This window comes from Luteimonas terrae (genome assembly GCF_004358165.1).
GTDB classification, from domain to species: domain Bacteria; phylum Pseudomonadota; class Gammaproteobacteria; order Xanthomonadales; family Xanthomonadaceae; genus Luteimonas; species Luteimonas terrae.
Genome location: NZ_SMTG01000002.1, coordinates 943,941 through 960,007, shown reverse-complemented (window position 1 = coordinate 960,007; position 16,067 = coordinate 943,941). Strand labels below are relative to the sequence as shown.

The window sequence follows — 16,067 nt, the reverse complement described above, 5'->3', positions numbered from 1 at the left end:
TGACGTTGCCGTGCGCGACCTGTCGCGGATGAATCGCGAACGCATGACCATCGGCACGGCGGGGTGGGAGTTGCGGGTTGTTATGGTCGATGGTTGCCTCGCGGCGACGCGCGGCAGTCCCAGCCATCGTCCGGAGATTCCATGCGCCAACGCCGTCATCCGCAGCCGCTGCTGCTCGCCGCCCCGATCGCCTTGCTCGCCGCCTTGACGGCATTGCCTGTCGCCGCGCAGCGCGACATCCGCTTCGAGGCCGCGCAGGCACCCACGAGTGGCACGCTGGTGCTGGCGGTCCCGGAAGTCGCCGAAGGCGCGGCACGCACCGGCGCATTCGCGCAGATCGATGCGGCCAGCCAGGGCGCACTGTCGCGTGCGACGACCGCAGCCGGCTTCCGCGGCAAGGTCGACAGCCAGCTCGATCTGCCGGGCATCGCCGGATTCGATCGCGTGCTGCTGGTCGGCACGGGCAGCGGCGCGGCGGACGCGCGACGCATCGAGGACATCGGCGGCCACGTGGGTCGCTTCGCCGCACGCAGCAAGGCGCCGCAGGTCGATGTGTTGTGGGAAGGCGCCGAATCCGGGGCCGCTGCGCAACTGGCATTCGGCGCATCGCTCGGCCAGTACCGCTTCGACAAGTACCGCACCACGCGCGGCGAAGACGACACGGCCGGCACCGGCGCACTGGTTGTGCGCAGCCCGGCAGGCGCTGACGCGGCGCGCGCCTGGGATGGCGACTGGAAGGCGGTCGCCGAGGGCGTGAAGTTCGCCCGCGATCTGGTCACCGAACCGGCCAATGCACTGGGGCCGGACGAGTTCGTCGCCCGGACGCGCGAAGCCTTTGCAGGCAAGCGCAACGTCAGTATCGAGGTGCTGGACGTGCCGGCGATGGAGCGGCTCGGCATGGGCAGCCTGCTGGCGGTCGGGCAGGGCAGCGTGCGTCCGCCGCGACTGATGGTCGTACGCTACAGCGGCGGCACGCGCGGCGAGGCGCCCGTGGCCTTCGTCGGCAAGGGCATCACCTTCGATTCGGGCGGCATCTCGATCAAGGGCAGCGAAAACATGTGGCGCATGAAGTACGACATGACCGGCGCCGCCAGCGCGACCGGCGCGGTGCTCGCGCTCGCCGGCCGCAATGCGCCGGTCAACGCCGTCGCCGTGGCGGCGCTGGCGGAGAACATGCCGTCGGGCTCGGCGACGCGTCCGGGCGACGTGATCCGCACCGCCTCGGGCAAGACCTACGAGGTCATCAGCACCGATGCGGAAGGGCGCATGGTGCTGGTCGACGCGCTCTGGTACGTGCAGCGCCAGGATAACCCGCGCGTGATCGTCGACATCGCCACGCTGACCGGCGCCATCGTCACCGCGCTCGGCAACGACTATGCGGGCCTGTTCACCCGGGACGACGCGCTCGCCGCGCAGCTCGAACGGGCGGGCGAGACGTCCGGCGAACCCGTGTGGCGCATGCCAATGCATGCGGGCTACGGGAAGATGCTGGAATCGCCGATCGCCGACATGCGCAACGGCGGCGGTCGGCCGGGCTCGGGCACCGCGGCGCACTTCATCGGCGAATGGATCGACGCCGGGCGACCGTGGGCGCATCTCGACATCGCCGGCATGGCCTGGCGCGACGGCAACGAACTGTCGACGACGCCGGCGGGCGCATCGGCCTATGGCGTGCGCCTGTTCGACCGGTTCGTGCGGGAGAACTACGAGCAGTAAAGGGTTCGCGCGGTTTTGCGTCGCGCGGTGCACGTCGCCTTCCCCCGCGTGCGGGGGAAGGTCGGGATGGGGGCGACCGATCCGGTCGTCGGGTTTTCGTTGCGTGCGACCGCCGTGAGTGTTGTCTTCGCGCCGTGACCTGATGGTTTGCCCCCACCCAACCCTCCCCCGCGTGCGGGGGAGGGCTTGAAGGCAAGGGGCAGGCAGCCGGCCCGCTACAATTGCCCGATGATCGAGAACCTCGCCGCCTACCACTTCGCCGCCATCGACGATCCCGACGCGGTCGCCATCTGGCTCCGTGATCTGGCCGAGGCCGGCGACCTGCGCGGCACCGTGCTGGTGGCGCCGGAGGGCCTCAACCTGTTCCTCGCGGGCACGGTCGAGGCCATCGATGCATTGATCGACGCGGTGCGCGGCGACGCGCGTTTCTCGACCTTGCAGGTCAAGCGCAGCCGCAGCGCGTCCGTGCCGTTCGCCCGGCTCAAGGTCAAGGTGAAGCCGGAGATCATCAGTTTCCGCAAGCCCGAAGCCATGCCGCTCGACGCGCCCGCGCGTGCGCCCGACGTGGCGCCGGAGACATTGGCGCGCTGGATCGCGCAGGGCCATGACGACGCCGGCAAGCGGCTGGTGCTGCTGGACACGCGCAACCGCGAGGAGTTCGGCTTCGGCACCTTCAGCGACGCGCTGACGCTGCCGATCGACAACTTCACCGAACTGCCGGATGCGCTCGCGCCGCATCGCGACGCGCTGCGCGATGCGACTGTCGTGAGCTTCTGCACTGGTGGCATTCGCTGCGAGAAGGCCGCGCTGTGGATGCAGGCCGACGGCATGGACAACGTGCTGCAACTCGACGGCGGCATCCTCGGCTACTTCGAACGTGTCGGTGGCTTCGGCTACGACGGCCGCTGCTTCGTGTTCGACGCGCGCGTCGCACTCGACCCGCAGCTGCGCCCATTGCACGACGGCGCGCCCGCATGAGCTGGCTGGGCTTCGTGCTCGTCATCCTCGGCATCTGGCTGGCGTTCAAGGTCGCCGGCGTGGTGCTGCGGCTGATCGTCACCGTGCTGATCGTGATCGCCGCCTACTGGTGGCTCGCGCCGGTGTTCGGCTGGCCGACGCTGGGCGAAGTGGTCTACGTACTGGGCCCGGACGTGCGCGTGCCCGAGGTGTCGCTGCCGAAACTCGAGCTGCCCTGACGCTCAGCCGAATTCGCGCGACGGCAGCACGAAGCGCCGGTCGGGACGCCCGACCAGATCGAGGAAGTTGTTGAACACGGCTTCTGCCTGCGCCTGCATCGGCGCGATATGCGTCTGCGTCAGTGCCCGGATGGCGGCATCGTCGTGCGGCAGACCGGAGGCGGCGAGTTCGGCGCGATAGGCGGGCGTCGCCAGCCAGCGTTCGATCAGCGGCTGGTCCATTTCCAGATGGAACTGGAACCCGTAGGCGTTGTCGCCGTAACGGAAGGCCTGCTGCTCGCAGCTGTCGGTGCGCGCAAGATGCACGGCAGTCGCGGGTACCTCGAAATGCCGCCCGTGCCACTGGAACACCGGCGCGGTCGCGCCGAGCGGCGCGAGCACGGGATCGAGGCGACCGGAGTCGGTTGTCGTCAGCGGATACCAGCCGATCTCGGGTCGATCGATACGGCGTACCGGCGCGCCCAGCACATGCGCCAGCAACTGCGCGCCCAGGCAGATACCGAGCACAGGCCGGCCGAGTTCGAGCATGCGCTCGATTGCGCGCAGCTCGGTCATCAGATGCGGGCGCTTCGCACGCTCTTCGACATTCATCGGCCCGCCGAGCACGACCAGACCCCGATAGCGATCGACGCCCGGCTGCGCGTCGGGCTCGCGTTCGAAATTGACGAAACGGATGCGGTGCCCGCGCCGCCGGATCAGCGGATCCAGCGTGCCGAGCGGCTCGGCGGCGACGTGCTGGAAGACGAGGATGCGGGGCATCGTCTGATTCTAAACAGCGAGGCAGTGGCGCTGCGAAGGGCGTCGACCTCAACCGTCATCCCAACGGAAGCTGGAGGCGCTTTTCAACAGCCGAATGGCTGGTCATCCATTCGGATCTTCGGACACAACGCGAAAATCAAAATGGGCCCCAGCTTTCGCTGGTGCGACGATTCCTGACTTCTAGCGTCTGACGTCTCACGCCTGACTTTCAGAACAACTCAGCGCGGATCCCGACGCGGCGGGCCCTTCCGCGGGCCACCCGGCTTGAACCCACCCGGGCGAGCCCCCGGCGGCTTCGCGCCGAACGGGCGCTTCGGGCGCGGCGGAGCGGCGACCATGTCGGCGTCTTCTGCGCGGCGCATGCGGATCGCCTGGCCGGCGACGCGCACTTTCTTCAGGTGCTCGAGCAGCTCGCGCGGCATGCCTTCGGGCAGGTCGACGAGGCTGTAGTCGTCGCGGATGTCGATGCGGCCGATGAACTTGCTTTCCAGATCCGCCTCGTTGGCGATCGCGCCGACGATGTTGCCCGGCTGCACGCCGTGCTGGTAGCCGACCTCGATGCGGAAGGTTTCCATGCCCACGTCCGGCTCGCGCGGGCCGGTGTCGGCACGCGGGGCGCGGGGCTCGCGGGGTTCACGCGGCTCGCGTGCAGCACGCGATGCCTCGCGGCCACCGGGACGCTCGGTGTATTCGCGCTCGAACATCGGCTTCTCGGGCTTGCGCGGTGGCTCCAGCAGCAGCGGCGTGTCGCCCTGCACGACCTTGGCCAGCGCCGCGGCGATCTCGGCCGCCGGCACGTTGTGCTCACGCTCGTAGCGCTCGACGAGGTCGCGGAAGATCCCCAGATCGCTGCCCGACAGCGCGGCGGTGATCTTGTCGAGGAACTTGCCCACGCGCGCTTCGTTGACCGTCTCGACGCTCGGCAGCTGCATCTGCTCGATCTTCTGGCGCGTCGCGCGCTCGATCGCGCCGAGCATGCCACGCTCGCGCGGGGCGACGAACAGGATCGCCTCGCCGCTGCGACCCGCGCGGCCGGTGCGGCCGATGCGGTGCACGTAGCTCTCGGTATCGTAGGGGATGTCGTAGTTCAGTACGTGGCTGATGCGCTCGACGTCCAGACCGCGCGCGGCGACGTCGGTGGCCACCAGCACGTCGAGGCGGCCGTCCTTGAGGTTCTGGATCGCGCGCTCGCGCTGCTTCTGGTCCAGATCGCCGTTGATCGCCGCGGCCGACAGGCCACGCGCCGACAGCTTCTGCGCCAGCTCCTCGGTCGCCAGCTTGGTGCGCGCGAAGATGATCATCGCGTCGAAGGGCTCGGCCTCGAGGATGCGCGTCAGCGCGTCGAGCTTGTTGACGCCGCTGACCATCCAGTAGCGCTGGCGGATGTTGGCCGCCGTCGTCGTGGTCGCCTTGATCGCGATCTCGACCGGCTCCTTGAGATAGGTCTGGGCGATGCGCTTGATCTGGCTCGGCATCGTCGCCGAGAACAGCGCGACCTGGCGCGTCTCCGGCGTCTTCTTCAGCACCGCCTCGACGTCGTCGATGAAGCCCATGCGCAGCATCTCGTCGGCCTCGTCGAGCACCAGCGCACGCAGCTCGGACAGATCCAGCGAGCCGCGCTCCAGATGGTCGATCACGCGCCCGGGCGTGCCGACGATGACCTGCACGCCGCGCTTGAGCGCGGAGAGCTGCTGGGCATAGCCCTGGCCGCCGTAGATCGGCAGGACCTGGAAGCCGGGCATGTGCGCGGCGTACTTGTGGAAGGCCTCGGCGACCTGGATCGCCAGCTCGCGGGTCGGCGCCAGCACCAGCGCCTGCGGCTTGCGCGCAGCGGGGTCGATGCGGGCCAGCACCGGCAGCGCGAACGCGGCGGTCTTGCCGGTGCCGGTCTGGGCCTGGCCGAGCACGTCGCGGCCGTCGAGCAGCGGCGGAATGGTGGCGGCCTGGATCGGCGAGGGCGATTCGTAGCCCACCGCGGCAAGCGCGCGCAGCAGCGGTTCGGGCAGGGCGAGATCGGTGAACTTGGGGGATGGGGCAGGCGTGATGGGCGACTCGGCGCTCATGATGCGGTCTCTCGTAGCGCCGGCGCAGTGCCGGTCGGGGAACCGCATAGTGTAAACCGCGCCGCAGCGACGGGCCCTGGCGAGCCCGGGCGGGCCGGTGAGGCCGATGGCTTCCGTTCACGTCCATGTATGCCGTGGATCGACGCGCTTCCGTCCGGCGCAAGCGTCCCCATATCGGCCCGACGAAACGCCCCGGGAACGACCATGATCCGCGTGCACCACCTGAACAACTCGCGCTCCCAGCGCGTGCTCTGGCTGCTGGAAGAACTGGGCCAGCCCTACGAGTTGGTCCGCTACGCGCGCGACGCGGACACGATGCTCGCGCCCAGGGCGCTGCGCGACGTGCATCCGCTGGGCAAATCGCCGGTGCTGGAGATCGATGGACGCCGGCTGATCGAGTCCGGCGCGATCATCGAGGCGCTGGTCGAGCGCTTCGACGCCGAGCACGTGCTGTCGCCCGCGCCGGACGACGAGGACGAGCGGCTGCGCTATCGCCAGTGGCTGCATTACGCGGAGGGCTCGGTAATGCCGCCGCTGCTGCTGTCGCTGGTGTTCAACCGCCTGCGCAGCGCGCCGATGCCGTTCTTCGCCCGCCCGATCGCCCGCGGCATCGCCGACAAGGCCATGCAGACCTTCATCGGCCCGCAGCTGGAAACGCATCTGTCCTACATCGAGCACGAGCTGGGCGCCTACCAGTGGTTCGCCAGCGACCGCTTCACCGCGGCCGACATCCAGATGAGCTTTCCGCTCGAAGCCGCGGTCGCGCGCGCCGGCGATCGCGTCGGCCCGAACATCCGCCGCTTCGTCGAACGTATCCACGCGCGGCCGGCGTACCAGCGGGCGCTGGAGGCGGGCGGTCCCTTCGAGCTCGGTCGATGAGCGACGTGCCGGACGTGGTGCCGCTCGACATCGGGCTGCACTTCGACAACCGCCTCATCCGGATGCTGCCGGGCGATCCCGAGGCCGGGTCCCGGCTCCGGCAGGTGGAGGGCGCGGTCTGGTCGCCGGTGCTGCCGACGCCGGTCGCCGCGCCACGGCTGCTCGCCCATTCGGCCGAGATGGCCGACGCGCTCGGCATCGATGCCGCGACACTGGACACGCAGGGGTTCGCCGACGTGTTCGGCGGCAACGCGCTCGCGCCCGGGATGGCGCCGTATGCGTCCAATTACGGCGGGCACCAGTTCGGGCACTGGGCCGGGCAGCTCGGCGACGGCCGCGCGATCACGCTGGGCGAGGGCGTCGCCGCGGACGGGCGTCGCTGGGAACTGCAGCTCAAGGGCGCCGGCCCCACGCCGTACTCGCGCCGCGCCGACGGTCGCGCGGTGCTGCGCTCGTCGATCCGCGAGTTCCTGTGCAGCGAGGCCATGCATCATCTCGGCGTGCCGACCACGAGGGCACTGTCGCTGGTGGCGACCGGCGATGCGGTCGTGCGCGACATGTTCTACGACGGCAACGCTGCGCCCGAGCCCGGCGCGATCGTGTGCCGGGTCGCGCCGTCGTTCCTGCGCTTCGGACATTTCGAGCTGCCGTACACGCGCGGCGATGTCGACCTGCTGCGGCAACTGGTCGACTTCACGATCGCCCGCGATTTCCCGCATCTGGGCGGCGAGGGCGAAGCGCTGTACGCCGCCTGGTTCGCCGAGGTCTGTACGCGCACCGCGGCGATGATCGCCGGCTGGATGCGGGTCGGCTTCGTGCACGGCGTGATGAACACCGACAACATGTCGGTGCTCGGACTGACGATCGACTACGGCCCCTACGGCTGGGTCGACGACTACGACCCCGACTGGACGCCCAATACCACCGACGCCCAGGGCCGTCGCTACCGCTTCGGCTGGCAACCGCGGATCGCGCACTGGAACCTGTCGCGGCTGGCGCAGGCGATCTCGCCGTTGTTCGACGACATCGCGCCGCTGCAGGCCGGGCTGGACGCCTATGCGGAGACTTACGCCGCGCTGGATCGCGAGACCATCGCGGCCAAGCTCGGCCTGCCGGATTGCCGGGACAGCGACGTCGAGCGGATGCAGCGTCTGTATGGGCTGCTGCAGGCCGGCGAAGTCGACATGACGCTGTTCTTCCGCGGGCTGGCGGATCTCGACGTCTCGGCGCCGTCGCTGGCGGTCGTCGCCGAAGCGTTCTATGACGCAGACAAGCGCGTGCGTCTGCAGGGCGAATTCGACGCGTGGCTGCAGGCATATGCCGCGCGCCTGGTCGACACCGGCGAACCGGACACGGTGCGTCGCACGCGGATGCACCGTGCCAACCCGAAGTTCGTGCTGCGCAACTATCTGGCGCAGCAGGCGATCGACCGGGCGGAAGCCGGCGATCCGTCGGAGATTACGGAACTGCTCGACGTCATGCGCCGGCCCTACGACGAACAGCCGGGCCGCGAGGCCTTTGCGGAGAGGCGCCCGGACTGGGCGCGGACGAAGGCAGGTTGTTCGATGCTGTCCTGCAGTTCCTGAGATGCTGTGCCCTCCCGCGAGCACCTGATGCGTATCGCATCTCAGTTCCGCTTCGGGGCATCGCAATCCGCCCCTTCCCCCGCGCGCGGGGGAAGGCTGGGATGGGGGCAAACCGGACGGGAGGATGCAATCCCACCGGGCGCATCGCTTCAACCGCTTTTGCACGCGACTGGCATGACTGCGCCCCGACGCCTCGCCCCCACCCAACCCTCCCCCGCAAGGCGGGGGAGGGCTGTAACTGGTCGCACCCTGAAACACGACACTGATCGGGCCGCAGGCAGGGGAGGGCTTCAGAGCGTACGCGAGCACGTGAATTCCACGAGCAGTTGCACCGTTCGCTCAATCGTCCACACCGCGACCCGGTAGAATTGCCGGATGCCTTTGATGACCTTGAATGCCGTCGACTACAGCGTCGGCGGCCCCCTGCTGCTGGACGGTGTCGAACTGTCGATCGAACGTGGCGAGCGCATCGCGCTGATCGGCCGCAACGGTGCCGGCAAGTCCACCCTGATGCGCCTGATCGACGGAGAACTGAAGCCCGACGATGGTGAGATCCGTCGCGAGCAGGGCGTGCGCGTCACGCGTCTGGAGCAGGAGGTGCCGGCCGGCGCCGACGGCAGCATCTTCGATGTCGTGGCCGGCGGTTTGGGCGAGGCGGGCGCGGCGCTGGCCGAGTACCACCGCCTGCTGCACGCCGAGGACTACGACGCGCTCGCCGAGGTGCAGTCGCGCATCGAGGCGCTCGACGGCTGGCGCATCGACCAGCGCGTGACCGAGGTGCTCGAACGCCTGCAGCTCGACGGCGATGCCGCGTTCACAAGACTTTCGGGCGGCATGAAGCGCCGCGTGCTGCTGGCGCGCGCGGTCGTGTCTGCGCCGGACATCCTGCTGCTCGACGAGCCGACCAACCACCTCGACATCGCCGCGATCGACTGGCTCGAGGGCTTCCTCAAGCAGTGGCCCGGCGCGATCGTGTTCGTCACCCACGACCGCCGCTTCCTGCGTTCGCTGGCGACGCGCATCATCGAGATCGACCGCGGCAAGCTGACCAGCTGGCCGGGCGACTGGGACAACTACGTGCGCCGTCGCGAGGAACGCCTCAACGCCGAGGCGCAGGAGCAGGCGCGCTTCGACAAGCTGCTGGCGCAGGAAGAGGCGTGGATCCGCCAGGGCATCAAGGCCCGTCGCACCCGCGACGAAGGCCGCGTGCGCCGTCTCAAGGCGATGCGTGTCGAGCGCGCCCAGCGCCGTGACCTCACCGGCAATGTGCGCATGGCCGCCGCGTCGGCCGGCAATTCGGGCAAGAAGGTCGTCGAGCTCAAGGACATCAGCTTCGGATTCGGCGATTGCGCCCTGATCCGTGATTTCTCCACGACGATCTTCCGCGGCGACCGCGTGGGCCTGATCGGCGCCAACGGCACCGGCAAGACCACGTTGCTCAAGCTGCTGCTGGGCGAACTGCAGCCGCAGACCGGCGAGGTGCGCTCGGGGACACAGCTGCAGATCGCCTACTTCGACCAGTACCGCGCGACCCTGCGCGAGGACTGGAACGCGCTGGAGAACGTCGCCGAAGGCCAGGATTTCGTCGAGATCAACGGCACCCGCAAGCACGCGATCGGCTACCTGCAGGATTTTCTTTTCACGCCCGAACGCGCGCGCGCGCCGATCACCCGCCTGTCGGGCGGCGAGCGCAACCGTCTCCTGCTCGCCAAGCTGTTCGCGCAGCCGTCGAATCTGCTGGTGATGGACGAACCGACCAACGATCTCGACGTGGAGACGCTGGAGCTGCTCGAAGAGTTGCTGGCCGACTATCCCGGCACGCTGCTGCTGGTGAGCCACGATCGCGATTTCCTCGACAACGTGGTGACGTCCACGCTGGTGATGGAAGGCGAGGGCCACGTCGGCGAGTACATCGGCGGCTACGAGGACTGGCTGCGCCAGCGCCCGCAGCCCGGCGAGGCGCTGCCGGCGACCACGCTGGCACCGAAGTCGGCGGCGAGCGCGGTGCAGGCCGCCTCGACACCCGCCGCCGCGGAGGCACCGGTCGTGGCGAAGCGCAAGCTCAGCTACAAGGACCAGCGCGAACTCGAGCAGTTGCCCGCGCGCATCGACGCGCTGGAAACCGAGATCGCCACGATGACCGGCGAAATGGCCGACGCCGGTTTCTACCAGCGGGAACCGTCCGCGATCGCTGCGCACGGCCAGGCGCTACAGCAGGCGCAGGACGCGCTGGACGCGGCCTACCTGCGCTGGACCGAACTCGACGCCTGAGCCGTTTCACCTTTTCCGGACGCACCGCCGTGCTGATCACCCAGCCGCTTCCCGTCGAGACCGACCTGCTGGCGCTGCAACGCGCAGCGCCCGCGCGGCATCCGCTGCTGTTGCAGTCGGTCGCGCACGGCACCGCGCATGCGCGCTGGGACCTGCTGCTGGCGACCGACGGCATGCGGCTGGAGCTCGGCGTGGACGGTGTCACCCGCAGCGAGGCCGGCAGCGACGTCGACGCGCCGTTCCTCGATGCGCTCGACGCCGCGTGGTCGGCGTTGCGCATGCCGCGCGAGGAACCGCGCTGGCCATTCCGCGGCGGCTGGGCGCTGTATCTGGGCTACGAGCTCGCCGGCCAGGTCGAACCGGTGCTGGACCTGCCGCGTGCGATCGGCGGCCTGCCGGTCGCGGTCGCCTGGCGCTGCCCGGCGGCAGTACTGCGCGACCACGCGACGGGCGAATGCATCGCGGTGGCCGAGGCCGGCGCGGAAGCACTTCTGGCTGAGCTCGTCGACGCCGCGCAGGTGTCTGCGGCATCGCCCGCACGCTGGACCGGTCCGGTGTCGCTGGACGAGGACGTGCCAGCGCGCTTCACCGACGGCGTACGTCGCGTCCTCGATTACCTCGGCGCCGGCGACGTGTTCCAGGCCAATCTGTCGCGCGGCTGGACCGCGCGCTTCGAAGGCGCGCTCGAACCGGCGGCGCTGTACGCGCGATTGCGCGAACACAATCCCGCACCGTTCGCCGGCCTGCTGCAGGGCGCGGGCTGGGCGGTCGCCAGCGCCTCGCCCGAGCGGCTGGTGTCGGTGCGCGGCGATCTGGTCGAAACCCGTCCGATCGCCGGGACGCGCGCGCGTTTCGACGGCGATGACGACGTCGCCCGCGTGCAGGAACTGGTCGGTCATCCGAAGGAACGTGCCGAGCACGTGATGCTGGTGGATCTGGAACGCAACGATCTCGGCCGCGTCTGCGTGCCGGGCAGCGTCGAGGTCGACGAGTTGATGTGCGTGGAAAGTTACGCGCATGTGCACCACATCGTCAGCAACGTGCGCGGCCGCCTGCGCGAGGACGCGACGCCCGGCCGCACGATCGCCGCGGTATTCCCCGGCGGCACGATCACCGGCTGTCCCAAGGTGCGCTGCATGCAGATCATCGCCGAACTCGAAGGGCAGGGCCGGGGCGCCTACACCGGTGCGATGGGCTGGCTCAACCGCGATGGCGACCTCGATCTCAACATCCTGATCCGCAGCGCGGAGGTCGAAGGCGACAGCGCGCGCTTCCGCACCGGCGCCGGCATCGTCGCCGACTCCGATCCCGATCGCGAACTCGACGAAACCCGGGCCAAGGCGCGCGGCACGCTGCGGGCGCTGGGCCTGGCCGGCTGATCTTCGCGTCGCGGGACCGCGTCACTGCATCGCCTTGCACGGGCCACGGTATCCTGCACGCCCGCCTTTGCATCGACGGCCGCTGTCGCCCATGACCGAGACCGCAACACCGCGTCCCCGCCGGCGCTTTCTCAAGATCCTGCTGGCCGGGCTGGTGCTTGTCGCGCTGGTCGCGGCGGTTGCCGCCTTCGTGTTGCATGCCCGCTACGCGCGCTTTGCGGATGCGCCGCTGTCCGGGCTCGCCGACGGCGGCACGCTGGTCGTCGCGCGCGGCGATTCCTTCGCGCGTGTGCTCGGGCGTCTGCGCGACGCAGGCGCGGTCGAAGGACACGCGCTGGAGTGGCGACTGCTGGCGCGCGAGCTCGGCGCCGATGCGCGTATCCAGGTCGGCGAGTACCCGCTGGGCCCGACGACCACGCCGCGCGAGCTGCTGGTGCGCATGCGCGACGGCAAGGTCGTGCATCACCGTTTCACCATCGTCGAGGGCTGGAACATCCGCGAGCTGCGCGCCGCGCTCGGCCGTGCGACGCCGCTGGTGCAGACGCTGCAGGAACTCGACGACGCCGCGCTGATGGAGGCGCTGGGCAAGGCCGGTGTGCACCCCGAAGGCCGCTTCCTGCCCGAGACTTATCTCTACACGACCGGCGACAGCGACGTGGATCTGTTGCGGCGTGCGAACGGCGCACTGGAAACCGCACTCGACCGCGCCTGGGAATCCCGCGCCGACGGGCTGGAACTCGAGGATCGCGAGCAGGCGCTGGTGCTGGCGTCGATCATCGAGAAGGAGACCGGCATTGCCGAAGAGCGCCCGGCGATCTCCGGCGTGTTCAACCGCCGCCTGAAGGTCGGCATGCGCCTGCAGACCGATCCCACCGTGATCTACGGCATGGGCACCGCCTACGACGGCAACATCCGCCGCCGCGACCTGCAGACCGACACGCCGTACAACACCTACACCCGCGACGGCTTGCCGCCGACGCCGATCGCGATGGCCGGTGCCGCGGCGATCGAGGCCGCCACGCATCCGGCCGATGGCGACGCGCTGTATTTCGTCGCGGTCGGTGACGGCAGCGGTCGCCACGTGTTCTCGCCGACCTATGCCGCGCACAACGTCGCGGTGCGCGAGTACGTGCGCCGCTACCGCTCGAAGTTCGGCAGCGGCAACGCCAGCAGTGGCCAGTCGGCCGAATCGGCCGCGGGCGGCGATGCCGCGCCGCCGAACGAGGTCGAGGTGGAAGCGGCGACCGGCGAGACCGGAGACGCGGAATGACCGGCATGCAGCGCGCGCTGCGCACGTATCCGCGTTTCGTCACGATCGAAGGCGGCGAGGGTGCCGGCAAGACCACCGTCCTGCGTGCCCTGCGCGATGCGTTGGCCGCCGATGGAGACGAGGTCGTCTGCACGCGCGAGCCGGGCGGCACGCCGCTGGCCGAACTGATCCGCGGCCTGCTGCTCGACCCGGGCCACGAGCCTGCACGTCCGGACACCGAACTGCTGCTGATGTTCGCCGCGCGCGCGCAGCACGTGCAGGAGACCATCGTGCCGGCGCTCGAACGTGGCGCATGGGTCATCAGCGACCGCTTCACCGATTCCAGCTATGCCTACCAGGGTGGCGGCCGCGGGATCGATCCTGCGCGCATCGCTGCGCTCGAGGCGGCGCACGTCGGCATCGCGCCTGCGGTGACCCTGCTGCTCGATCTCGGGGTGCAGCAGGGGCGCGAGCGCGCCCGCGGGCGCGACGCGTTTCCGGACCGCATCGAAGCCGAACAGGACGCCTTCTTCGAGCGCGTGCGCAGCGCGTTCCTCGCCCGCGCGCAGGCCGAGCCGCAGCGCATCCGCGTGATCGACGCCACCCGCAGCGCCGACGTCGTTGCGGGCGATGCGGTGCGCGTGCTGCTGGCGGCGCGGGAGGCCGCGTGAGCGCCGGCGCCGCATTCGCCCCGTGGCAGACGCGCATCCACGAACAGGTGCGCGGCGCACTCGACGGCGGACGCCTCGGGCACGCGCTGTTGTTCTGCGGCCCGGGGCGTCTGGGCAAGCGCGCCGTCGCCGATGCGCTGGCCGCGCACGTGCTCGGCGCCGGGCGCGATGCGCGCGTCGCGCAGTTGCTGGCCGCGGGCACGCATCCGGATTTCCACCACGTATCCTTCGTGCCGACCAAGGACGGCACGAAGCTGCGCACCGAGATCGTCATCGAGCAGATCCGCGAGCTGTCGTCCAAGCTCTCGCTGACGCCGCAGTACGGCAGTGCCCAGGTTGCGATCGTGGACCCGGCCGATGCGGTCAACGTGCCGGCATGCAACGCGTTGCTCAAGACGTTGGAGGAACCGCAGCCCGGTCGTCACCTGTGGCTGATCGCATCCAATCCGGCGCGCCTGCCCGCGACGATCCGCAGCCGCTGCCAGCGCATCGAGTTCCGTCTGCCGCCGCGCGACGAAGCGCTGGCCTGGCTGGTCGCGCGCGGTCATCGCGAAAGCGATGCGGTCGAGGCGCTCGACGCGGCGCGCGGACATCCGGGCCTGGCCGCCGAATGGCTGGCGGGCGATGGCATGGCGCTGCGCCGCGAAGTGGCGAAGGATCTGGCGGGGCTGGCGAAGGGCGAGCTGCCCGTCGTCGCCACCGCGCAGCGCTGGGCCGGTGGCGACGATGCGGCCGAACGCATCGCGCACGCGGCCGACCTTGCGCTTGCGCGCGCATCCGGCTTGACCGATGTCGCGGGAATCGGGAAGCTGGCCGCGTGGTTCGACGCCGCCAACCGCACCCGCGACCTCCTGAGGACAACGGTGCGCGCCGATCTCGCCATCACCGAGCTGCTGCTCGCGTGGCGCGGCACCGTCGCCCGCACCTGACTCGTCCGCTGGGAACCGAACCATGAGCGCAACTGCTGCCGGCGCACGCCAGGGCATCCTGTCGTTGGCCGTCAAGGACAAGGCCGCGCTGTACAACGCCTACATGTCCTACCTCAAGCAGGGCGGCATCTTCGTGCCGACGCCCAAGCGCTATTTCCTCGGCGACGAGGTGTTCCTGCTGCTGACGCTGCCCGAATCCAGCGACCGCCTGCCGACCGCCGGCAAGGTGGTCTGGGTCACGCCCGCCGGCGCGCAGGGCAACCGCACCGCGGGCGTGGGCGTGCAGTTCGCCGAAACGCCGGAAGGCGAGGCGGTCAAGAACCGGATCGAGACGCTGCTCGCCGGCACGCTGCAGTCCGAGAAGTCCACCCACACCATGTGAGTCCACGCCCGCGTCGTGCGGGCGTCGCCGGCCGAAGATGTGCGCTCAGCGCGCGTCGTCGAGCATCGCCCGCAGCGCCGGGTGCCGGATTTCCACCACGTCGAACAGACCTGCCGCGCGCAGATAGACCGCGCGCTTGAGGAGCTCGTTCTCGTAGCGCGCGCGCAAAACCTCGTCGTCTTCCTCGTCGATCGCCAGTCGCGCGAGTTCGGAGAATTCTTCGATCCAGCCCATCGCCGCGTAGGCGTCGGGCACGACTGCGTGAATACTGGAGTCCATGGATGAGGCGGGCAGCATTCGTGGATCCTTCAGGCTACTAAACCGGCTGGACGGTATAGTCTAGAATCCGCGCTCCCCGGTCAAGAACCCCAATCCAATGGTCCGTAAATCCCGCAGTGATGCCCGCGAACGCATCCTCGACGCCGCCCTGGCGGTCGCCGATCGCGTCGGCGCCGCGCACCTGACGTTGGATGCGGTCGCGAGCGAAGCCGGCGTGAGCAAGGGCGGGCTGCTGTACCACTTTGCGAGCAAGGACCTGCTGCTCAAGGGCGTGGTCGAGCACCACATGGACCAGCATCGCAGCGATCTGGAGATCGCCGAGGCGATGTTTCCCCCGCATCCCGGCGGTTATCTGCAGGCCTTCGTGCACGCACAGCGCCAGGGCATGGAAGCCAAGCTGCATGGTCCGCAGGCGACGCAGTCCTTCATCGCCGCGGCGGTCAACACGCCGGAACTGATGGAGTCCCCGCGCCGCTACGCGCAGACGCACGTCGAACGCCTGCGCAAACTTGGACCTGACTTCGTCGACGCGCTGCTGGTGACGCTGGCCTTCGACGGACTGTTCTTCGGCGATGCCTTCGAGATGCTCGATCTGAGCGCGTCGGAGCGGCAGGCCGTGATCGATGCGTTGCAGGCGCGCGCCGCGGACCTCGCGGCGCGTCATACCGCGTAGGACCTGCGGTAGCGCTCGCACGCGTCCGCGAGGTC

Annotated in this window: 15 protein-coding genes; 12 read left to right on the top strand and 3 right to left on the bottom strand. The window is 69.7% G+C overall.

Annotated elements, in window-relative coordinates; all coding sequences use genetic code 11:
* Nucleotides 1–141: 141 nt before the first annotated feature.
* The 3 genes from E2F49_RS04640 (at nt 142) to E2F49_RS04630 (ending at nt 2,912) form a co-directional block, all read left to right on the top strand.
* Nucleotides 142–1,716, top strand: a complete 1,575-nt coding sequence (locus E2F49_RS04640; RefSeq protein ID WP_133392797.1) for a leucyl aminopeptidase — start codon at nt 142–144, stop codon at nt 1,714–1,716.
* Nucleotides 1,717–1,944: 228 nt separating this feature from the next.
* Entirely contained in the window at nt 1,945–2,694 is a 750-nt protein-coding gene (locus E2F49_RS04635; RefSeq protein WP_133392796.1) for a sulfurtransferase, read from the top strand.
* Nucleotides 2,691–2,912, top strand: a complete 222-nt coding sequence (locus E2F49_RS04630) for a hypothetical protein (protein ID WP_133392795.1) — start codon at nt 2,691–2,693, stop codon at nt 2,910–2,912. The genes E2F49_RS04635 and E2F49_RS04630 overlap by 4 nt, the downstream gene beginning before the upstream one ends.
* Before the next feature lie 3 nt (nt 2,913–2,915).
* Here E2F49_RS04630 and E2F49_RS04625 read toward each other — a convergent pair whose 3' ends face one another.
* Nucleotides 2,916–3,671 carry a type 1 glutamine amidotransferase gene (locus E2F49_RS04625; RefSeq protein ID WP_133392794.1) on the bottom strand — a complete coding sequence of 252 codons (756 nt, stop codon included), beginning with the start codon at nt 3,669–3,671 and terminating at the stop codon, nt 2,916–2,918.
* 218 nt (nt 3,672–3,889) lie between these two features.
* Nucleotides 3,890–5,734 carry a DEAD/DEAH box helicase gene (locus E2F49_RS04620; protein ID WP_055248453.1) on the bottom strand — a complete coding sequence of 615 codons (1,845 nt, stop codon included), beginning with the start codon at nt 5,732–5,734 and terminating at the stop codon, nt 3,890–3,892.
* A 204-nt stretch (nt 5,735–5,938) separates the two neighbouring features.
* Between E2F49_RS04620 and E2F49_RS04615 the strand changes: the two genes are divergently transcribed.
* The 8 genes from E2F49_RS04615 to E2F49_RS04580 all read left to right on the top strand — a co-directional run bounded on the left by E2F49_RS04615 (nt 5,939) and on the right by E2F49_RS04580 (nt 15,080).
* Nucleotides 5,939–6,613 (top strand): glutathione S-transferase, encoded by a 675-nt coding sequence (locus tag E2F49_RS04615; RefSeq protein ID WP_133392793.1) that lies wholly within the window; start codon nt 5,939–5,941, stop codon nt 6,611–6,613.
* A complete protein-coding gene (locus tag E2F49_RS04610; protein WP_133392792.1) occupies nt 6,610–8,199 on the top strand; it encodes a protein adenylyltransferase SelO in 1,590 nt (529 codons plus the stop codon). Before E2F49_RS04615 ends, E2F49_RS04610 begins: the two co-directional genes overlap by 4 nt.
* 375 nt (nt 8,200–8,574) lie before the next feature.
* Nucleotides 8,575–10,470, top strand: a complete 1,896-nt coding sequence (locus E2F49_RS04605; RefSeq protein WP_133392791.1) for an ATP-binding cassette domain-containing protein — start codon at nt 8,575–8,577, stop codon at nt 10,468–10,470.
* 29 nt (nt 10,471–10,499) lie between these two features.
* On the top strand, nt 10,500–11,849 hold the full coding sequence (locus tag E2F49_RS04600; RefSeq protein WP_133392790.1) for an aminodeoxychorismate synthase component I: 1,350 nt from the start codon (nt 10,500–10,502) through the stop codon (nt 11,847–11,849).
* A gap of 91 nt (nt 11,850–11,940) precedes the next feature.
* Entirely contained in the window at nt 11,941–13,119 is a 1,179-nt protein-coding gene (gene mltG, locus E2F49_RS04595) for an endolytic transglycosylase MltG (RefSeq protein WP_133392789.1), read from the top strand.
* Nucleotides 13,120–13,124: 5 nt separating this feature from the next.
* Nucleotides 13,125–13,769 (top strand): dTMP kinase, encoded by a 645-nt coding sequence (gene tmk, locus E2F49_RS04590; protein WP_133393455.1) that lies wholly within the window; start codon nt 13,125–13,127, stop codon nt 13,767–13,769.
* Nucleotides 13,766–14,698, top strand: a complete 933-nt coding sequence (locus tag E2F49_RS04585; protein ID WP_133392788.1) for a DNA polymerase III subunit delta' — start codon at nt 13,766–13,768, stop codon at nt 14,696–14,698. The genes tmk and E2F49_RS04585 overlap by 4 nt, the downstream gene beginning before the upstream one ends.
* Before the next feature lie 22 nt (nt 14,699–14,720).
* Nucleotides 14,721–15,080 carry a PilZ domain-containing protein gene (locus E2F49_RS04580; RefSeq protein WP_055248440.1) on the top strand — a complete coding sequence of 120 codons (360 nt, stop codon included), beginning with the start codon at nt 14,721–14,723 and terminating at the stop codon, nt 15,078–15,080.
* Between the two features lie 45 nt (nt 15,081–15,125).
* Here the strand turns inward: E2F49_RS04580 and E2F49_RS04575 are convergent, their stop codons facing one another.
* Complete coding sequence (locus E2F49_RS04575; protein ID WP_133392787.1) at nt 15,126–15,359, bottom strand: hypothetical protein; 234 nt, start codon at nt 15,357–15,359, stop codon at nt 15,126–15,128.
* Between the two features lie 97 nt (nt 15,360–15,456).
* Between E2F49_RS04575 and E2F49_RS04570 the strand changes: the two genes are divergently transcribed.
* Entirely contained in the window at nt 15,457–16,032 is a 576-nt protein-coding gene (locus tag E2F49_RS04570; protein ID WP_055248436.1) for a TetR/AcrR family transcriptional regulator, read from the top strand.
* Nucleotides 16,033–16,067 lie beyond the last annotated feature (35 nt).

What these genes read in the sequence shown, in the direction of transcription:
- E2F49_RS04635 (WP_133392796.1), top strand. Translation starts at nt 1,945, where the DNA reads ATGATCGAGAACCTCGCCGCCTACCACTTCGCCGCCATCGACGATCCC.
- E2F49_RS04640 (WP_133392797.1), top strand. Translation starts at nt 142, where the DNA reads ATGCGCCAACGCCGTCATCCGCAGCCGCTGCTGCTCGCCGCCCCGATC.
- E2F49_RS04610 (WP_133392792.1), top strand. Translation starts at nt 6,610, where the DNA reads ATGAGCGACGTGCCGGACGTGGTGCCGCTCGACATCGGGCTGCACTTC.
- E2F49_RS04605 (WP_133392791.1), top strand. Translation starts at nt 8,575, where the DNA reads ATGCCTTTGATGACCTTGAATGCCGTCGACTACAGCGTCGGCGGCCCC.
- E2F49_RS04570 (WP_055248436.1), top strand. Translation starts at nt 15,457, where the DNA reads ATGGTCCGTAAATCCCGCAGTGATGCCCGCGAACGCATCCTCGACGCC.
- E2F49_RS04630 (WP_133392795.1), top strand. Translation starts at nt 2,691, where the DNA reads ATGAGCTGGCTGGGCTTCGTGCTCGTCATCCTCGGCATCTGGCTGGCG.
- E2F49_RS04575 (WP_133392787.1), bottom strand. Translation starts at nt 15,359, where the DNA reads ATGGACTCCAGTATTCACGCAGTCGTGCCCGACGCCTACGCGGCGATG.
- E2F49_RS04580 (WP_055248440.1), top strand. Translation starts at nt 14,721, where the DNA reads ATGAGCGCAACTGCTGCCGGCGCACGCCAGGGCATCCTGTCGTTGGCC.
- E2F49_RS04625 (WP_133392794.1), bottom strand. Translation starts at nt 3,671, where the DNA reads ATGCCCCGCATCCTCGTCTTCCAGCACGTCGCCGCCGAGCCGCTCGGC.
- mltG (WP_133392789.1), top strand. Translation starts at nt 11,941, where the DNA reads ATGACCGAGACCGCAACACCGCGTCCCCGCCGGCGCTTTCTCAAGATC.
- tmk (WP_133393455.1), top strand. Translation starts at nt 13,125, where the DNA reads ATGCAGCGCGCGCTGCGCACGTATCCGCGTTTCGTCACGATCGAAGGC.
- E2F49_RS04615 (WP_133392793.1), top strand. Translation starts at nt 5,939, where the DNA reads ATGATCCGCGTGCACCACCTGAACAACTCGCGCTCCCAGCGCGTGCTC.
- E2F49_RS04620 (WP_055248453.1), bottom strand. Translation starts at nt 5,734, where the DNA reads ATGAGCGCCGAGTCGCCCATCACGCCTGCCCCATCCCCCAAGTTCACC.